General features: G+C 43.0%; 15 protein-coding genes. 10 read left to right on the forward strand and 5 right to left on the reverse strand.

What is annotated here, in order from left to right:
* Nucleotides 1–11: 11 nt before the first annotated feature.
* The 3 genes from HYN43_RS29995 to HYN43_RS30005 form a co-directional block, all read right to left on the reverse strand.
* The gene (locus HYN43_RS29995) at nt 12–635 is read right to left on the reverse strand and encodes a lysophospholipid acyltransferase family protein (RefSeq protein WP_119407482.1); all 624 of its coding nucleotides are present in this window, start codon (nt 633–635) and stop codon (nt 12–14) included.
* Between the two features lie 6 nt (nt 636–641).
* Nucleotides 642–1,451 carry an alpha/beta fold hydrolase gene (locus tag HYN43_RS30000; RefSeq protein ID WP_119407483.1) on the reverse strand — a complete coding sequence of 270 codons (810 nt, stop codon included), beginning with the start codon at nt 1,449–1,451 and terminating at the stop codon, nt 642–644.
* 157 nt (nt 1,452–1,608) lie between these two features.
* Nucleotides 1,609–2,880, reverse strand: a complete 1,272-nt coding sequence (locus HYN43_RS30005; RefSeq protein ID WP_342633821.1) for a 3-deoxy-D-manno-octulosonic acid transferase — start codon at nt 2,878–2,880, stop codon at nt 1,609–1,611.
* Between the two features lie 156 nt (nt 2,881–3,036).
* Between HYN43_RS30005 and HYN43_RS30010 the strand changes: the two genes are divergently transcribed.
* The 6 genes from HYN43_RS30010 (at nt 3,037) to HYN43_RS30035 (ending at nt 8,901) form a co-directional block, all read left to right on the forward strand.
* Complete coding sequence (locus tag HYN43_RS30010) at nt 3,037–4,353, forward strand: UDP-glucose dehydrogenase family protein (protein WP_119407485.1); 1,317 nt, start codon at nt 3,037–3,039, stop codon at nt 4,351–4,353.
* Nucleotides 4,353–5,336 (forward strand): UDP-glucuronic acid decarboxylase family protein, encoded by a 984-nt coding sequence (locus HYN43_RS30015; protein WP_119407486.1) that lies wholly within the window; start codon nt 4,353–4,355, stop codon nt 5,334–5,336. Before HYN43_RS30010 ends, HYN43_RS30015 begins: the two co-directional genes overlap by 1 nt.
* 48 nt (nt 5,337–5,384) lie before the next feature.
* Nucleotides 5,385–6,407, forward strand: coding sequence for a UDP-glucose 4-epimerase GalE (galE, locus tag HYN43_RS30020; RefSeq protein ID WP_119409194.1), 1,023 nt, complete (start codon nt 5,385–5,387; stop codon nt 6,405–6,407).
* A gap of 25 nt (nt 6,408–6,432) precedes the next feature.
* Nucleotides 6,433–7,485: a dTDP-glucose 4,6-dehydratase gene (gene rfbB / locus HYN43_RS30025; protein WP_119407487.1), complete on the forward strand. Its 1,053-nt coding sequence runs from the start codon at nt 6,433–6,435 to the stop codon at nt 7,483–7,485.
* Nucleotides 7,486–7,488: 3 nt separating this feature from the next.
* Nucleotides 7,489–8,232 carry a tyrosine-protein phosphatase gene (locus tag HYN43_RS30030; RefSeq protein ID WP_119407488.1) on the forward strand — a complete coding sequence of 248 codons (744 nt, stop codon included), beginning with the start codon at nt 7,489–7,491 and terminating at the stop codon, nt 8,230–8,232.
* A 381-nt stretch (nt 8,233–8,613) separates the two neighbouring features.
* Nucleotides 8,614–8,901: a hypothetical protein gene (locus HYN43_RS30035; RefSeq protein ID WP_162996683.1), complete on the forward strand. Its 288-nt coding sequence runs from the start codon at nt 8,614–8,616 to the stop codon at nt 8,899–8,901.
* A 213-nt stretch (nt 8,902–9,114) separates the two neighbouring features.
* Here the strand turns inward: HYN43_RS30035 and HYN43_RS30040 are convergent, their stop codons facing one another.
* The gene (locus HYN43_RS30040; RefSeq protein WP_119407490.1) at nt 9,115–10,353 is read right to left on the reverse strand and encodes an ABC transporter permease; all 1,239 of its coding nucleotides are present in this window, start codon (nt 10,351–10,353) and stop codon (nt 9,115–9,117) included.
* A 180-nt stretch (nt 10,354–10,533) separates the two neighbouring features.
* On the opposite strand from HYN43_RS30040, the gene HYN43_RS30045 reads away from it, so the two are divergent.
* Both HYN43_RS30045 and HYN43_RS30050 read left to right on the forward strand, forming a co-directional pair.
* A complete protein-coding gene (locus HYN43_RS30045; protein ID WP_119407491.1) occupies nt 10,534–11,331 on the forward strand; it encodes a peroxiredoxin family protein in 798 nt (265 codons plus the stop codon).
* Between the two features lie 23 nt (nt 11,332–11,354).
* Nucleotides 11,355–12,083: a TlpA family protein disulfide reductase gene (locus tag HYN43_RS30050; protein ID WP_119407492.1), complete on the forward strand. Its 729-nt coding sequence runs from the start codon at nt 11,355–11,357 to the stop codon at nt 12,081–12,083.
* A gap of 77 nt (nt 12,084–12,160) precedes the next feature.
* Here HYN43_RS30050 and HYN43_RS30055 read toward each other — a convergent pair whose 3' ends face one another.
* Nucleotides 12,161–12,508: a HesB/IscA family protein gene (locus HYN43_RS30055; protein ID WP_119407493.1), complete on the reverse strand. Its 348-nt coding sequence runs from the start codon at nt 12,506–12,508 to the stop codon at nt 12,161–12,163.
* 91 nt (nt 12,509–12,599) lie between these two features.
* Here HYN43_RS30055 and HYN43_RS30060 point away from each other — a divergent pair, with 91 nt between their 5' ends.
* A complete protein-coding gene (locus HYN43_RS30060; protein WP_119407494.1) occupies nt 12,600–13,130 on the forward strand; it encodes a DUF7935 family protein in 531 nt (176 codons plus the stop codon).
* A 5-nt stretch (nt 13,131–13,135) separates the two neighbouring features.
* On the forward strand, nt 13,136–14,683 hold the full coding sequence (locus HYN43_RS30065) for an acyl-CoA mutase large subunit family protein (protein WP_119407495.1): 1,548 nt from the start codon (nt 13,136–13,138) through the stop codon (nt 14,681–14,683).
* The last annotated feature ends 235 nt before the right edge of the window (nt 14,684–14,918 follow it).

Genomic DNA, 14,918 nt, shown 5'->3' on the forward strand with positions numbered 1-14,918 from the left:
ATTGACGGCAATCAATGCTCCATATTGATCTGGTTTTTCAACGCCTGTTGATGGGCTGCGTTAATGTTTTCTTTCAACTGCTCAAAAGTAAGTTCGGTGGCAACGCCCAAATCAAACAGATGGATGTATGCCCGCGGTTTCAGGCTTTCAAAATAATCAATCAAAATACAATGGTACACAACCTGGCAGGGGCCTTTAACCTGCTGCATCAGTTTATACACACCTTTCTCCACATGAATATGTGTTTCATGATTGGAAAATAGTTCACCCTGCGGAAATATCACAATCAGATTATCCGGCTGATCCAAAATACCAGCCGAGTAGGTGAGCGATTCCAGCATCGCTCTCGATCCTTTCTGGATAGAATAAGCGCCTATATAACGCAGGTAACTCCGCTGATCAAACTGATCCTGCTGCATCATTACATAGTACTGTTTTTTAAGGTTGAAAACCGCCGTCCAGTTGGCAATAAAACCGTCCCACCAGCTAAAGTGGTTGCTCAGCAACAATATCGAATGACCGGGGCGCGGCTCAAAAGGCTGTACATTAAGCTCCTTAAAATTACGGCTTATCCACCACCGCACGTAAGTGATATACAATTTACTCCAAAACTTCTTTTTGCGCGACGGAACCATTTTTTTCTATTTAACTAAATACTCATCCAATGCTTTGGTAACCAGCCAATGCCCAAGTTCAACTTCATGTACTTCGGCATTATCCAGCATGCCTAAAAATGGCATAGCTGCCGATTTGGGGAACAGCTGATCATGCTTGCCAAATATCAGCAGACATTTTATTTTATGCTGATTGATTTGCTGCGCGATATGCTTTACATCGGGTTTTAACAGCCTGATCAAATTTAGGGTATAATAGGTATCCAGCCGCTTTTGTTCGGTATCAATTTCATTATAGGCGATGGTGTACAGGCTTTCATCAATAAAGCGCAGTTTTTTCAGGCTTTTAATAAGAAATGGAGCCAGCCATTTGCTTTTGGTAGCCGTGCGGAATATGCCGCGGCCAAGCTTGTTGTGCAGTATAAAATGAAAGCCTTTAAATACAGCCAAACCATCGGGTGCCATAAGTATTACTACGTCAATCAAATCAGCATATTCCTCAACCAAAATTAAAGCGATGTTTGCTCCGATAGAGTAACCCATTACCGAAAAGCGTTGCCTGCCGTAAAGTTTAAACCACTCTTCCATATAGTTACGCACCATGGTTTTGGGCATGCCGGTTAATATCTGTTGTTCTGTCCAGCCATCAAGCCGACTTTCACCATGAAAAAAATGATCGAAACCGTAAATATGGTATTGGGGGATGATAGATTGCTCGAGCACATGAAACTGTTTGCCCGTCATGCCATAGCCGTGAAAGGCCAGGAGTGGTTTTTGGCCCGTACCATATTCATGAAAATGTGCTTTGCCCAGACCGGGCAGATGTAAATAACCCATTAATATCTTCTATAAGTCACGCCGCCGCTCGGCTCCAGCCGAGTGGCAATTATCCCCAGGCCTCTGGCCTGCTACTCCTGCTTCGGCGGCCAGAGGCCGCTTAATAGTTGCCACTCGGCTGGAGCCGAGCGGCGGCGGAGTTTTTTGTTTGTTTTGATTATTTGTCTATAAAACTCATTATCGCCTCCGTAGCCCCCACATTTTCCTCAACATAACCCAATATTTTTTTACGGGTGAAACTATAAAAGCCCTCATCATTAACCAAGGTTTCAACTATGCCTTTTAACTCGGCTTCATTATTGATGCTAAAGCCGGCTTTAAGTTTGATCAATTCTTTAGCCTCATTAAATTTCTGGTAATTAGGCCCAAAAATAACCGGCAAGCCAAATGCTGCTGCCTCCAGTGTATTGTGAATGCCAACGCCAAAGCCACCACCTATATAAGCAATATCGCCATAAGCATAAAGCGATGAGAGCATGCCGATGTTATCTATTATGAGAGATTGGAGGTTAAGGTAGTTGACGGTTGATGGTTCATGGTTCATGGCCGAAGCTTCACCTTTTGACTTTAACCTTTCGCCTTTAACCTTAGCAAGATCAGAAAAGCGAATAGCCGTTCCCTCCGGCAATAAATTCATCAAAGTATTCACCTTTTCCTCCGGTATCTCATGCGGGGCGAAAATGAATTTCCAATCCGGGTAATCAGTTACCAGTTTGGCCAGCAAAGCCTCATCCTGAGGCCAAGTACTTCCGGCAATGAATAGTTTTTGCCCATTCTTAAACTCCTCTATTAAAGGTAACGTCTTAGGGTTTTGCGCATTGGCCCAAACGCGGTCAAAACGGGTATCGCCGCTAACGGTGGCGTTTGTTATGTCAATGCCTTGCAGCAGTTGTTTCGATGCTTCATCCTGCACAAAAAAGTGCGATACCAGTTTCAATATCCTGCGGTTAAAGCCCCCGTACCATTTAAAAAATACCTGTCCCGGCCTGAATATGCCAGATACGATGTATAAAGGTATATGGCGTTTACGCGTCTCGTTAAAAAAATGGTACCAGTATTCATACTTGGTAAATACTGCCATTTCGGGGTTAATGGCATCTATAAAACGGCGGGCATTACCGGGAGTATCCAACGGCAGGTAATAAACATAATCGGCCAGTGAGGTGTTTTTCCTGATCTCGTATCCCGAAGGAGAAAAAAAGGTAACTACTATTTTTTTTGTGGGGTGTAAATTCCTCATCGCCTCCAGTATGGGGCGACCCTGTTCAAACTCGCCAAGTGAAGCAAAGTGAAACCAAATACTGCCCTCTACCCGTATAAACGCTATATTTTTACGACCCTGAACCCATAATTTTGCTTTATTGTTAAATAATGAAGCAACAAGCACAAAAAAGGAATATAATTTGATACCTATATTGTATAACAACATCAATTTAATACTATGAATGATTACCTTAGCCGGGCATAAAAGTAATAACAATAATTACAATAATAGTTTTTACAGCCTGCCCTATGGTGTAATTATACTCATGCTTAAATCTTACAATAAACTGCTTACCTTTAAATTAAAAAACACTAAAACACTATGAAAATTGCTGTAATTGGTACCGGCTATGTTGGATTGGTTACCGGAACTTGTCTGGCCGAAACAGGTAACGAAGTAACCTGTGTGGATATAGTTGAAGAAAAGGTTAATAAAATGCGTAACGGCGAAATGCCAATTTACGAACCTGGTCTTGACCTGTTATTTCACCGTAACATTAAACAGGAGCGTTTAACCTTTACTACCGATCTGGCCGAAGCTATCGCGCCTGCTAAAGTTATTTTCCTTGCTCTGCCAACCCCTCCGGGTGCCGATGGCGCTGCCGACTTAAGCTATGTGCTTGGTGCTGCTAAAGACATTGCCAAATTAATTACAGAATATAAAGTTATCGTAACCAAATCAACCGTACCGGTTGGTACTGCCGATAAGGTTACAGCCGTGCTTAAAGCCAACACCGATGTGCCTTTCGCGGTAGTATCAAACCCCGAGTTTTTGCGCGAAGGTGTAGCTGTTGAAGATTTTATGAAACCGGATAGGGTAGTTATCGGTACTATGGACGAGAAAGCCCGCCTGATTATGGGTGATTTATACGCTCCATACGTTCGTCAGGGTAACCCTATTTTGTATATGGACGAGCGCTCGTCTGAATTAACCAAGTATGCTGCCAACTCATTCCTGGCTACCAAAATCACTTTCATGAACGAGATAGCCAACATGTGCGAGCTTGTTGGTGCCGATGTGGATATGGTACGTAAAGGTGTTGGTGCTGATGCCCGTATCGGTAAACGCTTCCTTTTCCCGGGTGTTGGTTACGGTGGCAGCTGTTTCCCTAAAGATGTTCAGGCACTTTCAAAAGCTGCCGAAGAAAATAAATACGATTTCAAGATCCTTAACTCCGTAATGGAGGTTAACGAAACTCAGAAAAAACGCCTGGTAGTTAAAATGCGCGAGCATTATGGTGCCGATGGTTTAAAAGGCAAACACTTTGCCCTTTGGGGATTGGCCTTTAAACCAGAAACCGACGATATCCGCGAAGCCCCTGCTTTGTACATCATCGACGAACTGGTAGCTGCCGGTGCAACCGTAACCGCTTACGACCCTGAAGGTATGCCAAACGTTAAAAAACTGTTAGGCGATAAGATCTCTTACGCTAAAGACAGATATTCTGCCCTTGACGGTGCCGACGCCCTGCTGATTGTTACCGAATGGCCGGTATTCCGTACCCCTGATTTTGATTTTATGAAGGAAAAATTAAACGCGCCTGTTATATTTGACGGCCGTAACCTTTATGATCTGGACAGGATGAAAGATCACGGTTTTTATTACAACAGTATCGGTCGTAAAGTAGTTAACCAATAATGGCAGAAAGTAAAAGAATATTAATAACCGGCGCCGCCGGGTTTTTAGGCTCGCACCTTTGCGACAGGTTTATTAAGGAAGATTACCATGTTATTGGTATGGATAACCTGATAACCGGCGATCTGCGGAATATCGAGCACCTTTTTCAACTGGAAAACTTTGAGTTTTATAACCACGATGTTTCCAAATTTGTGCACGTGCCCGGCGAGTTGCATTATATTTTGCACTTTGCATCGCCTGCAAGCCCGATAGATTATTTGAAGATCCCGATCCAGACCTTAAAAGTAGGATCGTTAGGTACACATAACCTGTTAGGCTTGGCCCGTGCTAAAAGTGCAAGGATGCTGATAGCCTCAACATCCGAAGTTTACGGCGACCCGAACGTAAACCCGCAGCCCGAAGAATATTGGGGCAACGTGAACCCGGTAGGGCCGCGTGGGGTATATGATGAGGCCAAGCGTTTCCAGGAGGCTATCACTATGGCTTACCATACCTTCCATGGTTTGGAAACCCGTATTGTGAGGATCTTTAATACTTATGGCCCGCGGATGCGGTTAAATGACGGCCGTGTATTGCCGGCTTTTATTGGCCAGGCTTTAAGAGGCGAATCATTAACCATGTTTGGCGATGGTTCACAAACCCGTTCGTTTTGTTATGTGGATGATTTGATCGAAGGTATCTATCGTTTGTTGCACAGCGATTACGCTCAGCCTGTAAACATTGGTAACCCCGATGAGATCACCATCCGCGAGTTTGGCGAAGAGATTATCAAGTTAACCGGCACCGATCAGCAACTGATCAGCCTGCCGTTACCAACGGATGATCCGAAACAACGCCGACCGGATATCACCAAAGCTAAAGCCATTTTAGGCTGGGAGCCGAAGGTATCAAGGAGCGAAGGTTTAAAGATCACTTACGAGTACTTTAAATCATTGCCCGAAAAAGAAATAAATCACAAAGATTTCACTTATTACAATAAATAAGCAACCGTCCCCTTCACCTAAGGGGACTTGCTTTATACACACATTACCATTATGAAGATTTTAGTTACTGGCGGCATGGGCTTCATCGGCTCGCACACAGTTGTTGAATTAGTTAATGCCGGCTACGATCCCATTATTGTTGACGACCTTTCAAACTCCGATCCGAAAATACTGGATCAGTTGACCAAAATTTTAGGCTTTACCCCAACTTTTCACAAAGTTGATCTTTGCGATGAGGCTGCAGTATTAGCGTTGGCAGCTGCAGAGCCCGAAGTTGGTGGTATCATTCACTTCGCGGCATTTAAAGCCGTGGGCGAATCGGTAAAAAAACCGATGAAATACTATCGCAACAATTTTTACTCGTTGATAAACCTCTTGGAGGCTTATAATGGCAAGCCTGTAAACTTTGTATTTTCATCAAGCTGTACCGTTTACGGCCAGCCCGAAATATTGCCTGTTACCGAGAACGCACCGGTTCAGCCTGCACAATCGCCTTATGGCAATACCAAACAAATAGCCGAAGAAATTTTGGTTGATATGGTAAACTCGGGCAGCAACTACAAAGTTATTTCATTAAGATATTTTAACCCGGTAGGTGCGCACGAATCAGCATTGATTGGTGAGCTACCTATCGGCGTACCGCAAAACCTGGTGCCTTTCATTACCCAAACCGCTATCGGGAAACGCGAAAAGATCACTGTTTTTGGTGATGACTACAACACGCCAGATGGTAGCTGCGTACGCGATTATATTCACGTGGTTGATTTGGCCAAGGCACACGTAGCGGCGCTTAAACTGGCCGAGCAGGATAGCTTTAAAGGTTATGATGTATTTAACCTGGGTACAGGTAACGGTTCATCGGTTTTGGAAGTGATCCACGCTTTTGAAAGCTCTACCGGTGTAAAAGTTAATTACGAGATTGGCCCACGCCGCGAAGGTGATGTGGAGCAGGTTTGGGGCGATGTTACCAAATCATCAACCAAACTGGGCTGGACAGCACAACTGGGTATTGGCGAAATGATGTCATCGGCCTGGGAATGGGAAAAATATATTGCAGCAAATCCTTTTTAATTAACATCAGCAGCAGAGATACGGAATGAAAAAGATCATTATAACAGGCGGCGCGGGCTTTATCGGATCGCACGTGGTACGGAGGTTTGTAAAAAACTATCCCGATTACGCTATCATTAATTTAGATAAACTAACCTACGCCGGCAACCTGGCCAACCTTAAGGATATTGAAAATGAGCCCAATTACAAATTTGTAAAGGGCGATATTGTTGATATGGCTTTTATTAATGAGCTTTTCGCTGCCGAAAATCCGGACGCGGTGATCCATTTGGCAGCCGAATCGCACGTTGATCGCTCCATCACCAACCCGATTGAATTTGTGATGACCAACGTAGTAGGCACGGTAAATCTGCTTAACGCCGCCCGCCAAAACTGGAAGGGTAAATATGACGAAACAAGGTTTTACCATGTATCAACCGATGAAGTTTATGGTACATTAGGCGAAGAGGGCATGTTTACCGAAGAAACAGCTTACGATCCGCATTCACCATATTCGGCATCCAAAGCAAGCTCAGATCATTTTGTGCGTGCTTACCAGGATACTTATGGCATGAACAACGTGATCTCCAATTGTTCAAATAACTACGGTTCGTTCCACTTTCCGGAGAAACTTATCCCGCTGGCTATCAATAATATCAAACAAAATAAACCGGTGCCTGTATATGGTAAAGGTGAGAATATCCGCGATTGGTTATGGGTTGAAGATCATGCCCGCGCTATCGACGTAATATTCCATACCGCCAAGTCCGGAACCACTTATAACATAGGTGGCCACAACGAATGGAAAAATATTGACCTGATTAAATTGCTTTGCAGTATATTGGACAAAAAATTGGGCAGGGCAGAAGGTGAATCGGCAAAACTGATCACTTTTGTAACAGACCGCGCCGGTCATGATCTAAGATATGCTATCGACGCCACCAAACTTAAAAACGAGTTGGGTTGGGTACCAAGCATTACCTTTGAGGAAGGACTGGAAAAAACGGTTGACTGGTACCTGGCCAATGAGGAATGGCTTAACGATGTAACATCGGGCCATTACCAGCAGTATTATAACGACCAGTATAACGAGAGATAAAAAATGTTCGGGCTTTTTAAGAAGAAGAATCAGGAAGTAAAGGAAGCAAAATTTAACTATGAAAGTATCATGGTTGATATGCACTCGCATATTTTACCAGGGATAGATGATGGTGCCAAAACACCGGAAGATTCGGTGGAACTGATCAAAAAAATGATGGCGCTGGGGATCAAAAAGTTTATAGCCACACCTCACATCATGATCGATTTTTATCGTAATACACCAGAAACCATAGGCGATGCGCTCACCTTGCTTAAAGCTGAACTGGTAAAGCAAGGTATTGATGTGCCGGTTGAAGCAGCCGCCGAGCATTACTTCGACGAAACTTTTGAAGCTCGTGTGGATAACGGCCCGATCATGACCATGGGCGATAACCATGTATTGTTTGAGTTTTCGTTTATTAACCAGCCGCCCAACGTTTATACCGTTGTTCAAAAATTGCACGATAAAGGCTACAAACCTATCCTGGCCCACCCCGAGCGTTACCAATACCTTGATCTGGATAAGTTTAAAAACCTGCACAGCTGGGGAATGGATTTTCAATTAAATACCATATCCCTAACGGGTTATTACGGCAAGGAAATAAAAAAAGCTGCCGAGATGCTGATTGATAATAACCTGATTGATTATATCTCGAGCGATATGCACCACCTGAGGCATGCTGCCGCGTTTGAAGATGCGCTGAAAACAAGTTATATGGAGCGTCTGCTTACAGATTATCCGCTTAAGAATAAGTTGTTTTTTTAATATAAGAAGTATATCATACAAAAAAAGCGCATTTAATGCGCTTTTTTTGTATGATAAGACTCTATTATTGAAGCTTGCTGAGTTGGTAACTTTCATAAAATGTGTGCAATACTTGCATTGAGTCAGGAAATCAGGAATTAAATAGCATCTGAAATGATTTATTTATTAACAGTTATTAATAACTATAATACAATACAAGTGTATTTTTAATTTGCTTTTTATATATGATAAATATAACTTTAGATTAAAGAATACAATATTATGAAAAACAAAAGACTCTTTAAAGTGGCGTTAATTGCCCTGTTACTTATTGGAAGCCAGCTGTTATTTGCATTCAAGCCCGTTAATTCAAAGTCTGCTTATAAATTAAAATCAGTTCGTATGACGAGGCTGAATGCCAGGCAGGCCCAATATTATTTTTATTTTTCTGATGGTAATGGAAACAACGTTACGCTAAGCGGCCGGGGCGGTGTGGGTAGCGGCAACGTTAACACATTTATAATTGAGTATTTCGGCACTAATCCGGATAACGCAGTAGCTGCGGGTACGGCAAGTGGCACTTATTCGATAGATTTAGTGAATAGTACTGCAACAATTAATGTTACTTTCCAGGCGTCGGGTCATGCTCAGGAATGGTACAATGGTTTTGCAACATATTCGGCTATTTAACGTCGTAACGCTTTTATTTAATGGCCATCCCGGAATTGGGATGGCCGTTTTGTTTGGTTGTTTATATTTGCCAACTGGTTGGTGTTGTTGCAATGGAATATTATATAATGACAGATGCTTACATAATGCGGATAAAAATGCCCGGAAGGTTGTTTGCTTTGAAAAATGCCGATCATAGGCCTGGTTGAAAGAGTATGTAGTGGTTTCGTTTACCTATTCATACCTCAAAGCCTCTACCGGATCAAGCCTTGCCGCCTTTTTAGCAGGATAATATCCCGAGATCAGCCCTATAAAAGTACAAAGGATCACCGCGAAAATCAGCCAGCCCCAAGGCACCACAAATGTGCCGCTTATTTGCACGGCAATGAGGTTGCCTGCAGCCATGCCCAGTATCATGCCTGCTGCCCCGCCTATCAGGCATATCACAATAGCTTCTATCAAAAACTGTTTGCGGATGATGGCCGGTGTTGCACCTATGGCTTTACGTACCCCAATTTCGCGGGTACGCTCGGTTACAGATACCAGCATAATATTCATCAAACCAATAGCTGCGCCAATAAGCGTTATAATACCGATAGCAAAGCCTGCTACGGTTATACCGGCAATCTGGCTTGACAGTTCTTTCTGGATCGAGTCGCTCCGGGTTATTTCAAAGTTATCCTGGTTAATTACGTTCAGTCCGCGCACGTTTCTGAACAGAGAAGTAGCCTCGCCAATGGTAGCATCCAATGCAGATGGAGTGGTTACCTTAATAGTAATGGTGAAAGAGGCGTTTTTAGTGCTGTCAATCTGTTTAGCCTTCAGCACCGGGATAACACAAAACTTGTCGCCACCAAAAGAGCTTGATCCTTTTGAGGCAAATACGCCAATTATTTTAAATTTATCTGTGCCAAGGTAGATTTGTTTATTAACCGGATCTTCGGTTTTAAATAATTTCTTTTTTATCTCGTCGCCAATAATAACCACATTCGAGCCATGTTCCAGTTCGGACGCCGAAAAATTACGGCCAAAGGAAAGCTTTTTGCCGGCTGTAGCCAGGTAATTTTCGTTCGAGCCGCTGATAGAGATATTAGGATTGGTTTTCTGGTTACCGTATTTAGCTACCGCCGTGCCTATTACCTCTAAATTAATGGCAGTAACCACCGGTAGCTTAAAGTTGTTTTTAAACCTCACGGCCTGGTCATAAGTAATGGCCGGGTAAACTTTGCGATGCCCTCCGTTGCCAAAATTTAGCCCTTCGCCGCGGTTTTGCAGAGTAAAGGTGTTGGCACCCAAATCGGCAAAGGCATCGTTGGTAAATTGCCTGATGCCCTCAATGGCCGTTAAAATACCTACTAATGCCATAATGCCTATGGCAATAATTAAAGCCGTAAGCGCAGTACGCAGGCGGTTACCTGCTATAGATTGCAAGGCTATGGATATGTTTTCTTTGTAGGAGGTTTTTACCGGCATGGTATAAATATAAAAAACTTAGCGGTTTGACTAAGCAATACTATGCTTTGTTACAGGCCGCATCAACTAAATTTTGATAGGATGGTTTAGTTTGTGGTAAATAATATTGCTTATTTGTTATATTTATAATGCGTGGTATAAAAACGCTTATGTATATTTGGGTAAATCTGAAACCATATCATGAAATATACCTATCTGTTATTTTTGTTTGCGCTGCTTAGCTTTAAATTGCTTGCCCAGGAGGCTGCTAAGCCTACTGTAAAAACGCAGACGTTCAGTATCGATGAGCATTCGGTAGTAAAAGACTCGACCGGCAAAATACTTACCTTTAAAGAATGGGGCCTTTTGATGCGGACGAAGCAGTATGATTTATGGCCCGAAAATTTTGAAGATTCCAATCCTGCCTTTATTCTCCGGAAAAAAGGATATCGGGAAGTTCGTTATGCGTCGCCCGGGGAAGGTGCGACAAAAGCTGAGCCTCAAAAACAATTGTCGGCAGAGGAGATTAAGGAACAATACCTGGCGTCGTTACCCAAGCCAATGGAGTCGGCTTATTTTACCACCGGTGAAGCGATAGAGCCTTTCAGTACACGCGATCTTAATAACAATAAAATAAAACTGAAAGAGCTGCGCGGCAAAATTGTTGTGCTTAATTTTTGGTTTATAGGTTGCCCGGCCTGTATGCAGGAAATTCCCGAACTGAATAAACTGGTTGATGATTATAAAAACAATCCTAACGTGGTTTTTTTAGGCATAGCGCTCGACTATAGCTGGGATCTCAGAAAGTTTCTGAAAACAACAGCTTTTAATTATGATATTATTGATAACGGCCGGTATATAGCTGATGGTTATAAAATAGGTTTGTACCCAACCAATGTGATATTGGATAAAGAAGGTAAAGTAGCCTTCCATTCTGTTGGGTTTGCTCCAAATTCTCCTTATTGGATGCGGAAAACGATTGATGAAAGTTTAAAGTAAATTTCAAATCATTAAACGTCAAAATGAAAAATCGCATTATTCTGGTTGTTATCGCTTTGCTTAAACTGGGTGTTTTAAATGTGTGCGCACAGATAGAGATAACCAAGCCTATTGAACAATACGGCTTTAATGAAAAAACAGTGGTTACCAATGCCAAAGGCGAAAAGTATCCCTATGTAAAATGGCACGCGCTGGTAGCAACAGGCAATTATATGTTGAAGCCCGTGCAGCACGACAGCGATAGCACCGCCTTTGTTTTAACAAAGCGGGATAATAATGGGATGGAGCCACTGCCTGGTAATGCCGTTAAACCTCCCGAAACCAGGTTTTTTAAAACCGGCAACACATTCAGTTTCTTTGGTATGAAAGATGTTGACGGTAACGAAATTAAACCGGCAGATTTGAAAGGTAAAATAGTGGTGCTCAACTTTTGGTTTATTGCCTGCCCGCCATGCAGATACGAAATGCCCGAACTAAACCGCCTTGTTGATTTTTATAAGGATAATAAAGATGTGGTGTTTATCGCAATCTCGTTAGATAAAACCAGCGATGTTAAACGGTTTTTGAAAGTGTCACCATTTAAATATCACGTAATTGCCGATTCGATGCCCTTGTTTGCTTACTACGGAGTTGATGAATGCCCGGTAAGTTTGGTGGTAAACAAAGAAGGAATAATCCGTTTTCACAGCCAGGGCTATGCTGATGGCACGGTGCCATCCTGGATTAAAAAAACGATCTCAGAAATAAATTAATGCAGATAAGGTTGTGTTAAAAACAAAAGCCGCTTCATGATGATCATGAAACGGCTTTAATATTTTAAAATGGAAATCTAAACCGAGAACGATGTACCGCAACCGCAGGTGCTTGCAGCGTTAGGGTTGTTAAAAGTAAAACCGCGGGCATTTAATCCGTCCTGGTAATCTATCTGCATGCCGGCCAGGTACATGCCGTGGGCCTTGTGCATAAACACCTTTATACCATCAATATAGTATTCCTGGTCGCCGTCTTTTTTCATGTCGAAGCCTAAAATATAGTTCATGCCCGAACAGCCACCGCCTTCAACACCAACACGTAAACCAAATTCGTCGCTTATTTCCTGCTGGTCGCGTAATTTAAAAAGTTCTTTTACAGCTCCGGGGGTAAAGCTCACAGGTGCAGTTTCAACAGCTATACTCATCTTATTTTTAATTATTCTACACAAATATAAGGCAAAATGCAGATTTTTGTTAGTGTCATAATTTTATGACCTCTGTATAACATTTATAAACATGTCTACTCTGCCTTTTTTATTCGATATTTTAAAGTATACCATTTCCGGCTTAGGTGTTGTGTATATCGCCTTTTACCTGTTTAAGCCGTATCTTGATAAATCAGAAAGCATCCAGCTATTGGAGTTAAAGCGTACCATCAGCAACCAAACCCTGCCACTGCGCCTGCAGGCCTATGAAAGGATTGTGCTTTTTATTGAAAGGATAAATCCCGCAAGCCTGCTCATTCGCCTAAACGGATCGGCCGATACTGCTGCCGAATTACAGGCTATTATTGTTAATGAGGTTCGTAACGAGTTTCAGCATAATATTACCCAGCAAATTTATGTAAGTGCCAAAGTTTGGGCGGTTGTGAAACATGTTAAGGATGATACTATTAATATGGTGAACAATGCCGTTAAAGCCCTGCCTCCGGATACCTCGGCCCTCGATCTGAGTAAAACCATCCTAATTCACCTCAGTAAACTGGAGGATAACCCTTATGATGTAGCTTTAGGTTTGGTAAGGCAGGATATGGAAGAATTATATTAAGCATAATGGCCGGCAAAAAGATCGTAACCACATCGGGCATCGAAATAAAGGAGGTTTATACCGAACCTTCCGATATGAACGAACAGCCAGGCGAATATCCCTATACACGGGGCATTCAAAAGGATATGTATCGGGGCAAGCCCTGGACGATGCGCCAGTATGCCGGCTTTTCAACTGCCGAAGAATCGAACAAGCGTTACCATTACCTGTTAAGCCAGGGTACAAACGGACTTTCGGTAGCTTTTGATCTGCCAACCCAGATAGGTTACGATTCTGATCACCCCCTGGCCGAAGGCGAAGTAGGGAAGGTTGGCGTAGCTATCGATTCGTTAAAAGATATGGAGGTGCTGTTCGATGGCATCCGGCTGCAGGATATCACTACCTCCATGACCATTAATGCTACGGCTGCCATTTTGCTGGCTATGTATATCGCGTTAGCAAAAAAACAGGGCGCCGATCTGCAGCAGATCTCCGGCACTATTCAAAACGATATATTAAAGGAGTATGCGGCCCGTGGTACCTATATTTATCCTCCCACCCCATCCATGAGGCTCATAACCGATGTGTTTGAGTATTGCAGCAGGGAAGTGCCAAAATGGAATACCATATCTATTTCCGGCTATCACATCCGCGAGGCGGGCTCAACCGCTGTGCAGGAACTGGCTTTTACATTAGCTAACGGAAAAGCATATTTAAAAGCAGCCTTAGAAAAAGGACTGGATATTAATGTATTTGCCAAACGCTTGTCGTTCTTTTTTAATTGCCACAGTAATTTTTTTGAGGAGATAGCCAAATTCAGGGCGGCCCGGCGCATGTGGGCGCACATTACTAAAGAATTGGGCGCTACCGATGCCGGGGCGCAAAAGCTCCGCTTCCACACCCAAACCGGTGGCTCCACGCTTACAGCCCAACAGCCGCTTAATAATATCATACGTGTAAGTAACCAGGCCATGGCCGCAGTGCTGGGCGGTACGCAATCGTTGCATACCAATGGTTATGATGAGGCGCTTTCCCTGCCAACCGAAGCCGCTGCTAAAATTGCCCTGCGTACCCAGCAGATCATCGCATTTGAAAGCGGTGTTACCGACACGGTTGATCCGCTGGCAGGATCGTATTTTATAGAAGCCTTAACTGATGAGATAGAAGCTGCCGCGTTATTATATATAGATAAGATAGATGCCATGGGCGGTGCGGTAAAAGCTATTGAGCAGGATTATATCCAGCAGGAAATTGCCGCGGCCGCTTATCGCTATCAGCAGGAAATTGAAAGCGGCGAAAAAGTGATTGTTGGTGTTAATAAGTTTACCCAACAGGAGGCTGCTCCCGAAAATGTATTCAGGGTTGATGATAGCATTCGTTATGCACAATCTGAAAAGATATCCACATTGAAAAAAGAACGGGATAATTTCGTCGTGGAAAATAATTTAAACCTTTTGCGAATAGCAGCCTCCGGCACTGAAAACTTAATGCCTTTTATTGTAACTTCGGTGGAAAGCTACGCTACCTTAGGAGAAATTGCCGACGTGCTACGCAACGTGTTCGGGGAGTATTAGCATCATATTGTGGCGGCGGGAGCATTGCCGGGTCGGGTGCCGCAAAGTCAAGAAAATTAAAGAAAAATTTTATAAATCATAAAACCAACGAGTTACTTTTTGGTTTGTGATTTGGGCTTACAGCGGCCCAACAATTGCCCTCGTTTGGGCGTATAACTAAGGGTTGATGCGCTCATTTTTCTTCAGATTTTTTTGGAAATTTCAGAAAGAAAAAAATTTAATTATGAAATAATTG

The sequence above is a fragment of the Mucilaginibacter celer genome (assembly GCF_003576455.2).
GTDB classification, from domain to species: Bacteria; Bacteroidota; Bacteroidia; order Sphingobacteriales; family Sphingobacteriaceae; genus Mucilaginibacter; species Mucilaginibacter celer.

Coding starts and splice junctions, on each gene's coding strand:
- HYN43_RS30000 (WP_119407483.1), bottom strand. CDS start 1,451: ATGGGTTATTTACATCTGCCCGGTCTGGGCAAAGCACATTTTCATGAA.
- rfbB (WP_119407487.1), top strand. CDS start 6,433: ATGAAAAAGATCATTATAACAGGCGGCGCGGGCTTTATCGGATCGCAC.
- HYN43_RS30050 (WP_119407492.1), top strand. CDS start 11,355: ATGAAAAATCGCATTATTCTGGTTGTTATCGCTTTGCTTAAACTGGGT.
- HYN43_RS30045 (WP_119407491.1), top strand. CDS start 10,534: ATGAAATATACCTATCTGTTATTTTTGTTTGCGCTGCTTAGCTTTAAA.
- HYN43_RS30060 (WP_119407494.1), top strand. CDS start 12,600: ATGTCTACTCTGCCTTTTTTATTCGATATTTTAAAGTATACCATTTCC.
- HYN43_RS29995 (WP_119407482.1), bottom strand. CDS start 635: ATGGTTCCGTCGCGCAAAAAGAAGTTTTGGAGTAAATTGTATATCACT.
- HYN43_RS30055 (WP_119407493.1), bottom strand. CDS start 12,508: ATGAGTATAGCTGTTGAAACTGCACCTGTGAGCTTTACCCCCGGAGCT.
- HYN43_RS30030 (WP_119407488.1), top strand. CDS start 7,489: ATGTTCGGGCTTTTTAAGAAGAAGAATCAGGAAGTAAAGGAAGCAAAA.
- HYN43_RS30035 (WP_162996683.1), top strand. CDS start 8,614: ATGACGAGGCTGAATGCCAGGCAGGCCCAATATTATTTTTATTTTTCT.
- HYN43_RS30040 (WP_119407490.1), bottom strand. CDS start 10,353: ATGCCGGTAAAAACCTCCTACAAAGAAAACATATCCATAGCCTTGCAA.
- HYN43_RS30005 (WP_342633821.1), bottom strand. CDS start 2,880: ATGTTGTTATACAATATAGGTATCAAATTATATTCCTTTTTTGTGCTT.
- HYN43_RS30015 (WP_119407486.1), top strand. CDS start 4,353: ATGGCAGAAAGTAAAAGAATATTAATAACCGGCGCCGCCGGGTTTTTA.
- HYN43_RS30065 (WP_119407495.1), top strand. CDS start 13,136: ATGGCCGGCAAAAAGATCGTAACCACATCGGGCATCGAAATAAAGGAG.
- HYN43_RS30010 (WP_119407485.1), top strand. CDS start 3,037: ATGAAAATTGCTGTAATTGGTACCGGCTATGTTGGATTGGTTACCGGA.